A 14,063-nucleotide genomic window follows, 5' to 3' on the forward strand; every position below is an offset into this window, starting at 1 on the left:
CAAATGTGACGTGCTGGCTAGCTAATAGATGAGGTGGATAAGGGAGAAGATGGCGAGAGCGTAGAGGCCGGCGGCAATGTCGTCGAGCATGATGCCGGTGCCTTCGGGGAGGCGCTCGAGTTGGCGGATGGGTGGGGGCTTGAGGATGTCGAAAGCGCGGAAGAGCAGGAAGGCGAGGATGGCGTGCGCCCAGTTGGGCGGGCAGATGGCGAGGGCGATGAGCTGGCCGGCGACTTCGTCGATGACGACGTGTCCGGGGTCTTCGAGGCCGGATTCGCGCGCGACGATGGTGGCGGCGGGGATGCCGATGAGTGTGACGGCGACGGCCGCGATGATGGTGGCGATGGTGAGATGTGCGGGATGGAGCGTCTGGGCGAGGGTAATCCAGATGACGAGCGCGGCGGCGGAGCCGTAGGTGCCGGGGCCGGGTTTGAGCAGGCCGAATCCGAAGAAGGTTGCGGTGGTCCAGGCCCAGAGGGTCTTGTGCGCGGCGGGAGGGTGGATTTGGGTGGTGGAGTTGGGCACGCTAGTCTTCGTCTTCGTGTTTCGGGTTGTCGCGTTTGGAGCGGGAGAGTTCTTCGAGGAGGTCGGGGTCCTGGATGGGGGTGGAGACCTTGTAGCCTCCGGAGGCCCACTTACCGAGGTCGAGGAGACGGCAGCGGTCGGAGCAGAAGGGGAAGTTCTCGTCGGTGGCAAGGACGACCTTGTGACACGTCGGGCAGAAGAGAGCTTTCGACATGGATTTAAGGGTACCCCCTACCCCTACTTAAGTACTAAAGTATTGATTTAAAACGGCCAAGTACCGGGGTACTTGGCCACCGCCTTTTCTATCGCCTGATTTAAGTATAGCAATTCAGGAAAACTAAACCGCCAAGTGGATGTGATTGATTTGGCTTCGGTTAGAGGTTTTTGGGGGTTGACAGGTTTTTAGAGCGTTGGCTGAGCAAGCGCGTACTTCCCACCCATCGCATGAAGCCGCGATGGATGGGGCACCCGAGCGTTTGTGGCTGAACGAGTCAACAGCAGATTCCTTCCCCTTCGACTTTGCTCAGGGTACGGAATGGAAATACAAAAGAGCAGACGATTACGGCGTTGGGGTTGGCGGCAGAGGGATGCCTAGGGTGCTTGCCGGTGGGATGGTGTGGTTAAGGGCCCAGCCACGTTGGACGGAGCGGATCTGGTCGATGCGGTTGAGCCAGAGCTGGATGGTCTGGTCGTAGCGCTCGAGGTTGTTGGTGAGGAAGTAGGGGCGGTTGGATTTGAGCCACGCTTCTTTGTAGAGGTCGCGGATGAGCGAGTAGCCGTTGCGGAGGTCTTCGAGCTTGCCGTTGACGCCGTTGATCTCTCCGAGGCGGCGAGCGACTTCGACGCGGTCTTCGCGCTGGCGGGAGTTTTGCAGGGCATAGGCAGTGGCGTAGTCCTGAGCGATCTCGTCGGCGATCTGGAATTTGAGGCCGATGAGGTCCATGCGGCGCGCGCCGAGGTCGAGGGCATCGAGGGCATCGTCTTCGCGGAGGTTGGGGTTGGCGTTGCGGGCTTTGGCGATGAGGATGATGGCTTGCTCGGCGTCGAGGCGCACCTGCGAGAGGATGGGACGGATTTGTCCGGCCTCGCGCTGGCCGTCGGGTGAGAAGGGATCGATCCAGAAGACGAGGTCGGAGCCGTCGGCTTCGAGGGGCGAGTCGTGGAGGAGCTGGTGGGCGGCCATCATTTCTTTCTGGGCCTGATCGATGTCGCCGGTGAGGTCGCCGTGGAAGTTTGCACCGAAGGCTGACTGGAAGTCGGGTATGGAGGCTTCGCCCTGGTGCCAGGCGGCTTCGGCGCCGAAGAGGATGCCGTACCAGTTGTTGTTGGCGAGGGCTTCGCCGTCGTCGTCCCAGATGGTGTTGAGCTGGCCGGTGGCGCCGAGGCGCTGGCCGTCGAGGGTGAACTGCTGGATGTTGTTGAGGCCGTTGTTGTAGTTGGGATAGACGCGCGACCAGTTGTTGATGCCGGGAGCGACCCAGGTTTCCATGTGCGCGTCGGTGAAGGGCTTGATGAAGCGGTCGTAGCCGCGCGGCTGCGGGTTATAGACCCATGGGACGGCGATGACGGTTTGCTTGAAGCTGTCGGGCATCTGCTTGACGAGGTCGGGGTCGTGCATGGCGATGTCTCCCCAGAAGAGGAGCTTGCGATGGAGCGGCTGGAGTGCGGTGACGATCTTCTGGAGATAGTCGAGATAGACGGCACCGAGGCCCTGCGCGTCGACCTGTGGCTTGGTCTGGCCTTTGCCGAGATCGACCGTTTCGTCTGCTCCTAGATGGAGGAATGGGCCGGGGTAGATCTGCGCCAGTTCGGAGAACATGTCTTTGGTGACCTGGAGCGAGCCGGGCTGGCCGGGCGCGAGGACGTATCCGTGCGGGGTTTCGGCGAGTGGTGCGTACTGCTCCCAGTTGAGCATGTAGTGGAGATGGCCGAAGGCTTCCTGCTCGGGGATGATGGTGACGTGATATTGGGCGGCGTAGGCGACGAGCTCGCGCGCCTGCTGCTGCGTGAGGGTGCCGCCGGGAGGTCCCATGAGCGGATGCGAGAGGTACTGCATGGTGTGCTCGAAGTAGGGCGAGTAGATGTTGATCTTGTAGGCGGCGATGGTGCGGATCTGCTTCTTCTGGAAGTCGAGTGTGGGAACGGGGCCGCGAGAGAGATCGTCGTCGAGGCCGCGGTACTTGAGCGCGGGCCAGTCGCGGATGGTGGCGGTGTGGAGGATGGCATTCGTTCCGTTGCCGACGATGAGCTGCTTGACGGTCTGGATGGCGTAGAAGACACCGGAGGCGGTGAAGCCGGTGAGGGCGACACCTTGTCTGTCGGGGATGATGGCGTAGCCTTCGGGCTGGATCTGGGGTGTGGGTTCGGTGGATTCGCCGGGCAGGAGTGAGTCTTTGTAGATGGACTTCGACAGTGGCGAACCGTAGCGCTCGATGAGGATGTGGACGGGAGCGGAGTCGGAGACGGTGATGCCGCGCTGGGTGAGGAAGTCCTTGAGGTCGTTGGTGGCGAAGGTGTCGTCGGCGTCGCAGGGTGTGGCGCAGGTGACGGAGATGCCGTTCGTGAGAGGCTGGTCGGCGGCTGGACGGACTTCGCGGGGAACCGGGATGAGATGGAGAGGGTTCTGGGCCGAGGCAAAGGTGGCAAAGGCCAGGGTGAGGAGGCCGAGGCGAATTTTCAACATGCAGATAACCCTAAATGAGTTTGGAGATGAGTGGAAAGCTGCGGTCGCAGTCTTTGCGCAGTGATATGGAGATCACAACGGCTGCTGTAACTCCAATCGAATTGTGATTTTTATGTGAATAGACTGCAAATTCTTCTTCTATTCACATTCGATGGGCACGATGGAGACAAAGAGCAAAAGGGGAGAGTTTGCATGGGCTATTGCAGCCCTGCTGCTTTTCTGTATGTCCTTCGGCTTTCAAGAAAAACCTGTGAGGTTCCATGACGAAGCAACTAAGAGCAGCCTTGGCAGCGGTACTGGTGTTGAGTACCGTGTCGTTGCAGGCGCAGAGCACGACGACGGCGCATAGCAAGAAGGTGGTCAAGAAGAAGACCACGAATGCAACGGAGCAGGAGATACAGGAACTGCGCGATGCGCTGCATCAGCAGCAGGCCCAGATCGACGCGTTGAAGCAGGAGAACGCGGAGAAGGACGAGAAGCTGCACGAGGCCCAGCAGTCGGCGCAGGGCGCTGAGGCGGCGGCGAATGAGGCCGCGGCGAAGGCAGACACTGCAAGCTCGAGCTCGTCGCAGAATACGGCGGCGGTTGCCGATCTGAACAATGCAGTGACGAGCTTGAAAGAGTCCAATGCCGGACTGGTGAAGACGGTTGATGAGACGAAGAAGACGGTCAAGCAGGCGATTGAGTCGCCGATGACGTTGCACTACCGCGGCGTGAAGATTACTCCGATTGCCTTCTTCGCGGGTGAATCTGTGTGGCGGCAGAAGTCGGTCAACTCCGATATCAATACACCGTTCACAAGCACACCGTTTGCGAACTCGGGCAATGCCTATGTGAGCGAGTTCAACTTCTCTGGACGGCAGAGCCGCGTGGGCGGATTGTTTGAAGGAGATGCTGGCCCGTTCAAGCTGTCGGGATACGTCGAGGCCGACTTTCTTTCGAGCGGCACGACGAGCAATGACAACCAGAGCAACAGCTATACGCTGCGCCAACGCCAGATCTGGGGCCAGGCCGCGACGAAGAGCGGATTTGCTGTGACCGGCGGACAGATGTGGTCGCTGGTTACGGAGACCAAGAAGGGGACGGACAATCGCACGGAGAATCTGCCGATGACGATCGATGCGCAATACCAGGTTGGCTTCAGCTGGATGCGCGTGCCCGCGATGCGGTTCCAGCAGCGGCTGGGATCGATGACGACGGTGGCGATGTCGCTTGAGAACGGTCAGATCATCGGCCTGAATGTCGCGAACGGACCTACAAACTACTTCTACGGCGGCACGGGAAATAACGGCGGCCTTTACAACAACTCCACAACGTACACCAACAATGTTGCTCCCGACATTATCGCGAAGGCAGCGTTTGATCCGAAGATGGCGCACATTGAAGTTGGCGGCCTGGCACGGTTCTTCCGCGATCGCTACTATCCGAATGCGACGTCGACTCCTACTTCGTCGGCTGGCGCGACCAACGACACGAAGGTTGGGGGTGGTGGGTTCTTCAATGTGCGGGTGAAGGCGACGAAGTTTGCCGATGTGGGTGTTCACTTCCTGGGCGGCGATGGCGTGGGCCGGTATGGTACGTCGGGCCTGTCGGACGTGACGGTGCACCCGGATGGCACGCTGGAGCCTCTGCGGGCTTATCAGGGGCTCGGTTCACTGGAACTGCACCCGGCACCCAAGGTGGACCTGTTCGGCTACTACGGCACAGAGTATGTGCAGCGGACGCTGTATTTGAACGCCAAGGGACAGCAGGTGGGCTATGCTCCGCTGACACAGAACAACACTGGCTGCTATGTGGAAGCATTGCCCACGAGCGGAACCGCTCCGGCTGCATCCTGTGGCGCGCTGACGAAGACTATGACGGAAGCAACTGCCGGGTTCACCTATCGCGTCTACAACAGCCCGCAGTTCGGCCGGCTCCAGTACCAGTTCCAGTACAGCTATCTGGACAAGCACACCTGGGCGGGAGTTGGTGGCGCACCAAAGGCGCTCAACAATATGTTCTTCACAAGCATGCGTTACTACATCCCGTAGATAACGTAAGCCTCTAAATAAGAATGGCCCCGGCTCTGTCGGGGCTGTTCTTTTTAAGCTTCAGGCTTCCGAAATTTGTTGAGTAGAGTTCAAGTGCGCTCGAACACTACCGCGAAAAAGCCATCGCACTCGTGGACGCCCGGCAGTGTCCTCAATGCTCCATCTCTCACTGCTGATTCCAGGCTCGCTTCATCCTGAAGAATCCGGTTTCGGTTCAGCTCGCCGAGCAAGCCTTCAACCGGAACCCGGCGCACTCCTGTAACTCCACTCACGACTTGCTCGCACTCTTCTGGCTCCAACGAGCAGGTGGAATAGACGAGGCGCCCACCAGAAGCCAGCCGCCTGAGCGCGCCTTTGAGGACCATCCGCTGGCGCGCTGCCTGTCGCGCGAGATCTGCCGGTTGTAGCCGATGCCGTATCTCAGGATTCGCTGCCAGTGTCCCCGTCCCGCTGCATGGCGCATCGCATACGATCAGGTTAAACTCGCCCTGGACGCTGTCGGCATCCGCCGCATCTGCCACCACGCACTCAATTCGCTCGGCAAAATCCAACCGCCGGAATCGAGCCTTCATCGCGGCCAGTCTCTTCGCACTCACGTCGCTGGCAATGATTGAGGCAGCAGCCAGCCGCTTCGCTAATACCAGAGTCTTTCCACCGGGCGCTGCGCAGCAGTCCCACACCCGCTTCGCCTCCGGAGCTGCAGCTGCAGCGAGTTCTGCCACCAGGCGCGAGCCGTCGTCCATCACCGGCATGTCATCGTACTCGGTGAACATCTTGCCTTCAGATGGCTCCCGCTGGTCTGCCTCGCAGATCATCTGAGCCGCCTCGCGCCCGTACACTGCAGCCCATCTCTCCACCAGCCACGCCGGATGCCCCAGCCGTTCTGCAAGCGCCGCTACGGACTCGTAGATAGGCGCGCCTGGCTTCTTTGAAGAGGTCAACTTTCGCAGCACTGCATTGACCATCCCGGCTGCATACGGATGCCCAGCCTCCCGGCACAGTTCGACGCTCTCATTCAACGCCGCATGGGCCGGAACGCGGTCGAGGTACAGCAATTGAAACGCTCCCATTCGGAGCGCAATCGCCACCGGGTCCGCCAGTCGTTGCTCCGGCCGCTGCAGCAGTCCGCGCAGCCGCGCATCGAGTGCGATCTGCCACCGCAGCACGCCCATCACTAATGTTGTGCAAAGATTGCGGTCCTCAGGTGAGAGCGTATCGACATGCTTCGAGTGCAACAGCTCATCGCTGTGCCCTGTCCCACTACCAACGGCAGCCAGGATCTCGAACGCAGCCAGACGCGAAGGCGAAACCTTCGGCGTTCCCCTACCGCCCATTTCCCAACCGCTCACCGCTCTTAATCTGGTGCCCACGCAGAAAGTCGGCAGCGCTCATCCTGCGCTTTCCCTCCATCTGCACCTCGTCCAGAACAAGCATCGTCCCGCCGCCGCAGCCCACCGACAACACGTTATCCTCGACTGCGATCATCCCTTCATCCAGTCCAAGTGATTTCTCCGCCGGATGCATGCGATGCACAATCAGCTTCTTTCCGCGGACTACAGTGTGAGCGCCGGGCCATGGCTGAAAGCCGCGCCATCGGTCTTGTATCTGCTTTGCGGTGCGCGAAAAATCAATCGACCCATCCTCACGCTTCAGAATAGGAGCGAGAGTCGCCAACGAGTGGTCCTGCGGTTGCGGCCAGATCGAACCTTCCGCCAAACCTGAAAGCGTCTCGACCATCAGCTTTGCACCGGCGTCGGCCAGACACTCGTAGACATCAACAGCGGTCTCTTCCAAGCCTACCGGCATCACCTGCGCGAGCAGCAGGTCGCCTGTGTCGAGACCAGCATCCAGCCGCATCGTCGTTACACCGGTCACGACCTCACCGTTCGCCACTGCCCACTGGATCGGCGCGGCACCACGGTACTTCGGCAGAAGCGAGCCATGCAGATTGATGCAGCCTAGCCTCGGCAACGCGAGCATCCAATCAGGAATAATCCGTCCGTACGCTACAACCAGAATTGCGTCTGGAGCAATGCTCTCCAACTGCGTCTGAAACGCTCTGTTGTTTTTGATCTTCTCCGGCTGAACAAGGGGGATTCCTCGCTCCAGCGCCACTTGCTTTACCGGAGGAGCGTGCAGCGTCTGCTCGCGGCCTACTGCACGGTCGGGCTGCGTGACCACCAGCCGCACCTCATGTCCGGCCTCGATCACAGCCTCCAGCGTGGGCACTGCAAACTGAGGCGTCCCACAAAAGACGAGCTTCACCCTACCACTCCCCGTTCTTCTGCATCTTTTTTATCTTCCGGACCAAAAGGTCGCGCTTCAAACGGCTCATCCGGTCGATGAAGAGCACTCCGTCCAGATGGTCGATCTCGTGTTGCATCGCACGCGCCAGCAGTTCGGTTCCTTCTATCTCGAACCACTCGCCCTTCACGTCCTGTGCTTTCACCTTCACCCACGCGGCACGAGACACCTTCTCCCGAATCTCCGGCAAGCTGAGGCAGCCCTCCTCCTCCAACTGCTTGCCCTTGCGCTCCACAATCTCTGGATTGATGAGCACAACCTTCTGCTCGGGATCTTTCCTGAAGCTGCAATCGATGACCGTCAGCCGTTGAGACAGGCCAATCTGCGGCGCAGCCAGGCCAATTCCCTGCGCCGCGTACATGGATTCGAACATCTCCTCGACGAGCTGTTTCAGTTTCGCATCGAAGACGGTGATGGGTGCGCCGCGCTTCATCAGCACCGGGTCTGGATACTTGACGATCTCGTGTACCTTTGCCGTTGTCTCGCCCACTCAATACGCTCGAATCTGCTCGCAATAGCCGTTGAAGTTGCGTTGAAGTTCGCGCAGCGAGTCGCCGCCGAACTTGTCGATCACAAGCCGCGCTACGGTCAGGGCAACCATTGCCTCCGCCGCGACTCCCGCAGCAGGAACCACACAGACATCGCTGCGCTCGTAGGCTGCCTTCACTGGCTCGCGCGTCTCGAAGCTCACGCTCGCCAGCGGGCGGCGCAGTGTCGAGATCGGCTTCAAATAGCCGCGCACCACGATGTCCTCACCATTTGAGATGCCGCCCTCGAGGCCACCGGCGTTGTTGTGCTCGCGGGAAAACTTTGTAAAGCTGTGGCCTTCGTAGCCGATTGCGTCGTGCACGGAAGAGCCTACTGACTCGGCAGCCGTCACGCCACGTCCAATCTCGACTGCCTTCACCGCTTGCAGGCTCATCACGGCCTGCGCCAGCAAGCCGTCCATGCGCTCGTCCCAGTTCACGTGCGTGCCGACGCCAGGAGGAAGTCCGTGCACGATGACTTCAAAGACCCCGCCGACCGTGTCGCCGGTGCGGAGTACTGCGTCCACCTCAGCCTTCATCGCGGCTTCGCTCTCGGGATCAACACAGTTCAGCAGAACCTCGTCCTTCGCCTGCAATGCGGCAATCTCATCCCAGGTTGCGGGGCGAGAAAGCTCGGCCTTGCCCACGCGAATCACATGGCTCGCTACCTCAACACCCAGTGCGCGCAGCAACAGCTTTGCGATGGCACCTGCGGCGACGCGGGCCGCGCTCTCACGCGCGCTGGCACGCTCAAGAACATAGCGCGCGTCGGGGAAGTCGTACTTCAGGCTGCCCGCAAGGTCCGCATGGCCAGGGCGTGGAGACGCGACGGCCTTATGCTTTTCAGCGTCACCTGCCTCGACCGGAAGAATCTCAGTCCAGTTCTTCCAGTCGTTGTTGGCCAGCGTCATGGCAATGGGCGAACCGATGGTTTTGCCGTGCCGCACACCGCTGAGGATGTGAGCCGTGTCGCGCTCGATACGCATGCGCCCGCCGCGGCCGTAGCCCTTCTGCCTGCGCCACAGCTCGCGATTGATGAACTCCTGGTCTACGGTGACGCCTGCCGGCATACCGCTGACTAACGCCACGAGGCTCTCGCCGTGGCTTTCTCCTGCTGTTGAAAATCGCAACATTTGTCTCACTCGGACCTGAACTTAAATTGTAGCAATCAAGGCAAATCGCAGGGTATTTCCGGGTTATTCACCCCTGAGATAGGCGCGGCTGTTCAGCACGGGCCGGTCAAGACTGCGGACCCAGTCCGTCACCTCGCCTGCGTCCTTGCCGCCGGCAACCGACGCGGCGAATTCATTGCGCATGGCCTGCATCTTCGCTTCGAGATCGTCGAGCGCGCTGAGCAAGAGCGCTTCAGGCGTCATCGGCAGCTTCGGCGAGCCGAATTCATACTTGCCGTGATGACTCAGGATCATGTGCTCGACCAGAATGCGCAGCTTCTCAGGAAACGGCGCGATGGACTGCACCTTTTCGCGCAACATTCCCTGCGCGATGCTGATGTGGCCGATCATCTGACCTTCCAGCGTGTAGTTGAAGCTCGACTTCCAGCCGAGCTCGCGAATCTTGCCGATGTCGTGCAGGACTGCGCCCGTCACCAGCAGGTCAGGATCAACCTCGGGATAAAACGGCGCGGCAGCCAGGCAAACTCGCACCAGCGTCAGCACGTGCTCGAGCAGCCCGCCCAACCATGCATGATGCAGTCTCATGGCCGCAGGTGCAGCCTTGTAAGCTGATGCAATCTCATCGTCGTCGAGAAATGCGAAGACCAGCCGCTTCAAATCTTCGTTGGAGAACCGGGAAACATAGCCACGTAGTTCCGCCCACATCTCGTCTACGCTGAAGCGCGTCGCGGGCTGGTAGTCTCCGGGCTCGATCTCAGACTCCGCTGCACGACGCAACTGCTGAACGGTGATCTGGAATTTGCCTTGATATCTGCCGATGCGGCCCTGCACCTTGACATAGCAGCCTTCGGAACAGGAGCTGGACGCCGCCTCAAAGTTCTCCCACATCGTCCCCGCGAGCAGGCCGGTCTTATCGGCCAGCGTCAGCGAGAGGAACTGCCCACCCTGTTTCTTCTCCCGCACCTGAATCGAAGTCAGCACAAAGAACGACGTTACTAACTCGTTGTCGAACTTCGCAGCATCCGCGATAAAAAAGTCTTTCATCCCAATCAGAATACCTTGTCCACAAAAGTAAAACGCGAGGGCCGAAGCCCTCGCGCGATACCAAATCTCCGGACTCAGTTCTGCGTTGATGGCGGGGCAGCGGGAGCAGGCTTGCCTGCGTCCGGTGTACCTTCCTGCGGAGTAGCGCGGCCTGGAGCTGTTGCCGGGGTCTCAACCGGGGCCGGTTTGGGAGAAGCGGGAGCCTGCTGCTGCATGCGCTCCTTCTTACCGCCCTTCACCTTCTTCTTTTTCTTCTTCTTTGCGGTGTCACCGTTCAGGCCAAGCGGAGCGGACTGCACCTGCTGTGTGGTCTTCTCCTCTGCAGTCTCCGGAGTAGGCGTGGCAGCAGTCTTCTCCTTTGCCTTCAAAACCTTCTGTTTCTTCTTCTTTGCTTCGAACTCTTTCTGGCGGTCGCTGAAGCGCGTCTTCTTGTGAACAGTCGTCTGCTGGTCGAGTGGATTGTAGTCCGGGTTGGCATTAGCCTCGGCTTCGATCGGAGCAATTGCCGTGCCTGGCGCTGCCGCCTGCCCCGCACCAAGCGAAGCTGAATTGGCTCCTGCTCCCTGATCGGTCCCAGTCGAGGTTTCCAACGGGCCTGCAGGTAAAGCATTGCGCGGCGCCTGACCAAAACGGATCTTCTCCTTCTTGATCTTCACCTTCTTATGCTTCTTATTCGAGGCCACAAGGTTGGCGCCAGACGGGGCGGCTGATACTGGCTTAGCCGCCACAGCCTTCCTCTGCGAGAGGCGCCCTGTGCGGTCGAACCGGGTCTTTTCCACCACCTTCTTTTTCTTGACTGTAGGCAGAGCATAAGACGTGTAGACAGGCCGCGTCTCCCGTGGGCTTGCACCGGAATCAACGAATCCGTCTTTGATCTCGATATAGGCGTCTTCGCGCAGCTTGGTCAGGTATGCGCGAAGTGCGGGCTGCATCTGCGCCATATATATCGCTTCCTGAATCTGCGGTTCGATGTCCTTGAGCGGAGGAACCCCGGCCTTCTGGTGGTCCGTCACCTTCAAAATTACGAAGCCTTGCCGCGTGCGGATCGGTGCAGTCACACCACCCGTCTGTAAATCAAAGGTCTGATCTTCAAGCACCTTCGCCAGCGCGCCACGCTTATACGTTCCCAGATCGCCCCCCTGCGTTCCGGTCGGGTCGGACGAATACTGTTTGGCCAAGTCTGCGAAGTTTTGCCCTGCTTTGATCTTTGCCGAGACCTCGTCGGCCTTGGCCTTCGCAGCAGCAACTTGCGCATCGCTGGGGTCAGAAGGCGTTGAGATCAAAATTTCGCTCAGCCGCACCTGCTCAGGCTGGGCAAACTCCTGCTTGTGCTGCTCGTAGTACTCCTGCTCCTGGCTGGGCGAGAGTTGCAGCTTGCTGCCCACCTCGTCGCGCACTACTTCCTGCGTAATGATGCTGTTACGGATATTTGCCTTGAAGTCTTCAAATGAGACGCCCTGCGACTCAGCAGCCTTCTGCAGCTCCTCCATTGAGCTCATGTGGTTCTGCTTGCGAATTTCATCGAGTCGGCGGATGACCTCAGCATCTGCATTGATCCCCAGGTCCTTGCCGCGCGAAAGCAGCAGCTGCTGGTCAATCAGGTCGCGGAGCAGATTCTTCTGGCGTTCAGCGGTCTGCTGTGGAGAATCGTTGTCCTGACGCTCCTCCTGGGTCAATTCTCGCGCCGCGCGCTCGTAGTCGCTGCGGGTGATGATGCGGTCATTCACACGGGCAACAATGTCCTCAACAACCGAACCATTCGGTGTAATCGGTGTGGGAGCAGGCAAGGCAGCCGCAGGCTGAGCGGCCGTGGACAAGGGACCTTGGTATTGGGGCACCTGCGCCAGGGCGCCCGGCGTAATCAGCAGGCCAAGCCCGCACAGCACAACAATCTCGGAGATCTTCAAATTCATCTTCACTCGTATCGTGACCAGCATCCGCGACCTGGCTTTCATCGCGCAGACAAGCGCCCTCACCAACTTAGACTTCCGGCAGGCAGTGGACGGTATCCGTCCCATCATTCTAACTGTCCGGAGGCGAACAAGCGAATCCCACATTGGTCTGCCATTTCGCCGCCGGAGTTCAAGGCACGTGCTTACCCCCGGATGCTATACTCCGTCCAAAGTAGGACACTTCCGCTCGCGCGCTGTCCTGCGCAGTTTTCACGGTTTCCGAGGTTGTCCGAGCCTATGCATTCCCATACACGCCGCGCACTCTTTTCCGTCACCGTCTTTCTCGCAACGTGCGCCTTGCTTGGTTCACTGATCAACCGCAACGTGGCTGCACAGTCAGCTACGGACGAGTCCACACTGCGCGACGACTTGCATGACTTCACCAATGTTTATGCTCTGGTCGAACAGAATTACGCTGAAAAGCTGGATGGCGACAAGGTCGATAAAGCGATCTACGACGGAGCCATTCCGGCAATGCTCCACGTCCTCGATCCTCACTCCAACTTTTACGATCCCAAGGCCTTCGCCCAGATGCGCGAAGACCAGCATGGCAAGTATTACGGCGTCGGTATGTCCATTCAGCCGCAGCCTGATCCGACAGCCAAGAACGGCATGAAGATCGTGGTTCTTGCGCCGTTTGAAGGAACACCATCCTACCGTGCAGGTATCCGCCCGGGTGACGTCATCGTCGCAATTGACGGCAAATCGACCACTGGCATGGACTCGGTCATGGTGGCTTCGCTTTTGAAAGGGCCCAAGGGCACGCACGTGTCGGTCACGATGCAGCGTGAAGGCTCTCCCAAGCCGCTGGTATTCGACCTCACACGCGACGAGATTCCACGCTACTCGGTCGATCTTGCTTTTATGATTCGGCCCGGCATTGGCTACATCCACATCACGAACTTCATGGAGACGACCAGTCGCGAAGTTGGCGATGCGCTGGATAAGTTTGGCGATATCCATGGCCTGGTTATCGACCTGCGCGGCAATCCTGGCGGCCTGCTCAACGAAGCCGTCAACACTGCCGACAAGTTCCTTCAGAAAGGCCAGATCGTGGTTTCGCAACATGGACGGGCCTTCCCCGATCAGGTCTATCGCGTCGGCCATGGCGAGCAGGGTCCACACTTCCCCATCGTTGTGCTGGTGAACCGTAACACTGCTTCGGCCGCTGAGATTGTCTCGGGGGCGCTTCAGGATCATGACCGCGCGCTCATCGTCGGCGAGACTACTTTCGGCAAGGGTCTGGTTCAGACCGTCTTCCAGACATCAGACAACACCGGCCTGGCTTTGACCACATACCACTACTACACCCCGTCTGGACGCCTCATTCAACGCAATTACGATCACGTCTCGCTCTATGACTACTATTACGTCCGCGACGATGTGCCGACGAACAATGCAGACCGCGAGGTCAAGCTGACTGACTCTGGCCGTACTGTCTACGGCGGCGGCGGCATCACGCCTGACGAGAAGATCGCTCAACCACAGGCGAATACGTTCCAGGATAATATGCTTCGGAACTACGCCTTCTTCAACTTCACCCGCTCATATCTGGCAAACCGTGCGATCACGCGCGACTTTACAGTCGACGATGCGGTCATGCAGCAGTTCAAGAACTTCCTCAAATCGCAGCAGATTGACTACACGGATGCAGACCTCAACAGCAACCTCGATTGGGTAAAGAGCAACATTAAGGCTGAAATCTTCACATCCCAATTTGGACAGCTCGAAGGTCTTAAGGTGCGTGCAGAGTGGGACCCGCAGATAGCCAAGGCTCTCACTTTTTTGCCCGAGGCGCAGGCCTTGGCCGACCGTTCAGTCAAGGCAGACCAGAAGACCACCGCCAGCCTGACCCAGTAACC

At 59.3% G+C, this 14,063-nt stretch carries 11 protein-coding genes; 2 read left to right on the forward strand and 9 right to left on the reverse strand.

The window, feature by feature from the left end:
• Window positions 1-21: 21 nt before the first annotated feature.
• From IEX36_RS06980 to IEX36_RS06990, 3 genes are all read right to left on the reverse strand, one after another.
• Window positions 22-525: a phosphatidylglycerophosphatase A family protein gene (locus IEX36_RS06980; RefSeq protein ID WP_188758534.1), complete on the reverse strand. Its 504-nt coding sequence runs from the start codon at window positions 523-525 to the stop codon at window positions 22-24.
• A 1-nt stretch (window position 526) separates the two neighbouring features.
• Window positions 527-739 carry a DNA gyrase inhibitor YacG gene (locus IEX36_RS06985; protein ID WP_188758535.1) on the reverse strand — a complete coding sequence of 71 codons (213 nt, stop codon included), beginning with the start codon at window positions 737-739 and terminating at the stop codon, window positions 527-529.
• 345 nt (window positions 740-1,084) lie between these two features.
• The gene (locus IEX36_RS06990; RefSeq protein WP_188758536.1) at window positions 1,085-3,208 is read right to left on the reverse strand and encodes a glycoside hydrolase family 20 zincin-like fold domain-containing protein; all 2,124 of its coding nucleotides are present in this window, start codon (window positions 3,206-3,208) and stop codon (window positions 1,085-1,087) included.
• A 260-nt stretch (window positions 3,209-3,468) separates the two neighbouring features.
• Here IEX36_RS06990 and IEX36_RS06995 point away from each other — a divergent pair, with 260 nt between their 5' ends.
• Complete coding sequence (locus tag IEX36_RS06995; protein WP_188758537.1) at window positions 3,469-5,241, forward strand: coiled-coil domain-containing protein; 1,773 nt, start codon at window positions 3,469-3,471, stop codon at window positions 5,239-5,241.
• Between the two features lie 89 nt (window positions 5,242-5,330).
• Here the strand turns inward: IEX36_RS06995 and IEX36_RS07000 are convergent, their stop codons facing one another.
• The 6 genes from IEX36_RS07000 to IEX36_RS07025 all read right to left on the reverse strand — a co-directional run bounded on the left by IEX36_RS07000 (window position 5,331) and on the right by IEX36_RS07025 (window position 12,162).
• Entirely contained in the window at window positions 5,331-6,590 is a 1,260-nt protein-coding gene (locus IEX36_RS07000; protein ID WP_229668776.1) for an RsmB/NOP family class I SAM-dependent RNA methyltransferase, read from the reverse strand.
• Entirely contained in the window at window positions 6,565-7,506 is a 942-nt protein-coding gene (gene fmt, locus IEX36_RS07005; protein WP_188758538.1) for a methionyl-tRNA formyltransferase, read from the reverse strand. The genes IEX36_RS07000 and fmt overlap by 26 nt, the downstream gene beginning before the upstream one ends.
• Before the next feature lies 1 nt (window position 7,507).
• Window positions 7,508-8,035, reverse strand: coding sequence for a peptide deformylase (gene def / locus IEX36_RS07010; RefSeq protein WP_263364889.1), 528 nt, complete (start codon window positions 8,033-8,035; stop codon window positions 7,508-7,510).
• Window positions 8,036-9,205: a chorismate synthase gene (aroC, locus tag IEX36_RS07015; protein WP_188758539.1), complete on the reverse strand. Its 1,170-nt coding sequence runs from the start codon at window positions 9,203-9,205 to the stop codon at window positions 8,036-8,038.
• Window positions 9,206-9,268: 63 nt separating this feature from the next.
• A complete protein-coding gene (locus tag IEX36_RS07020; protein WP_188758540.1) occupies window positions 9,269-10,249 on the reverse strand; it encodes a 3'-5' exoribonuclease YhaM family protein in 981 nt (326 codons plus the stop codon).
• Between the two features lie 74 nt (window positions 10,250-10,323).
• Window positions 10,324-12,162 (reverse strand): peptidylprolyl isomerase, encoded by a 1,839-nt coding sequence (locus IEX36_RS07025; protein ID WP_188758541.1) that lies wholly within the window; start codon window positions 12,160-12,162, stop codon window positions 10,324-10,326.
• 276 nt (window positions 12,163-12,438) lie between these two features.
• Between IEX36_RS07025 and IEX36_RS07030 the strand changes: the two genes are divergently transcribed.
• A complete protein-coding gene (locus tag IEX36_RS07030) occupies window positions 12,439-14,061 on the forward strand; it encodes a S41 family peptidase (protein ID WP_188758542.1) in 1,623 nt (540 codons plus the stop codon).
• Window positions 14,062-14,063: the final 2 nt, after the last annotated feature.

The organism is Edaphobacter acidisoli (genome assembly GCF_014642855.1).
In the GTDB taxonomy this organism is placed as follows: domain Bacteria; phylum Acidobacteriota; class Terriglobia; order Terriglobales; family Acidobacteriaceae; genus Edaphobacter; species Edaphobacter acidisoli.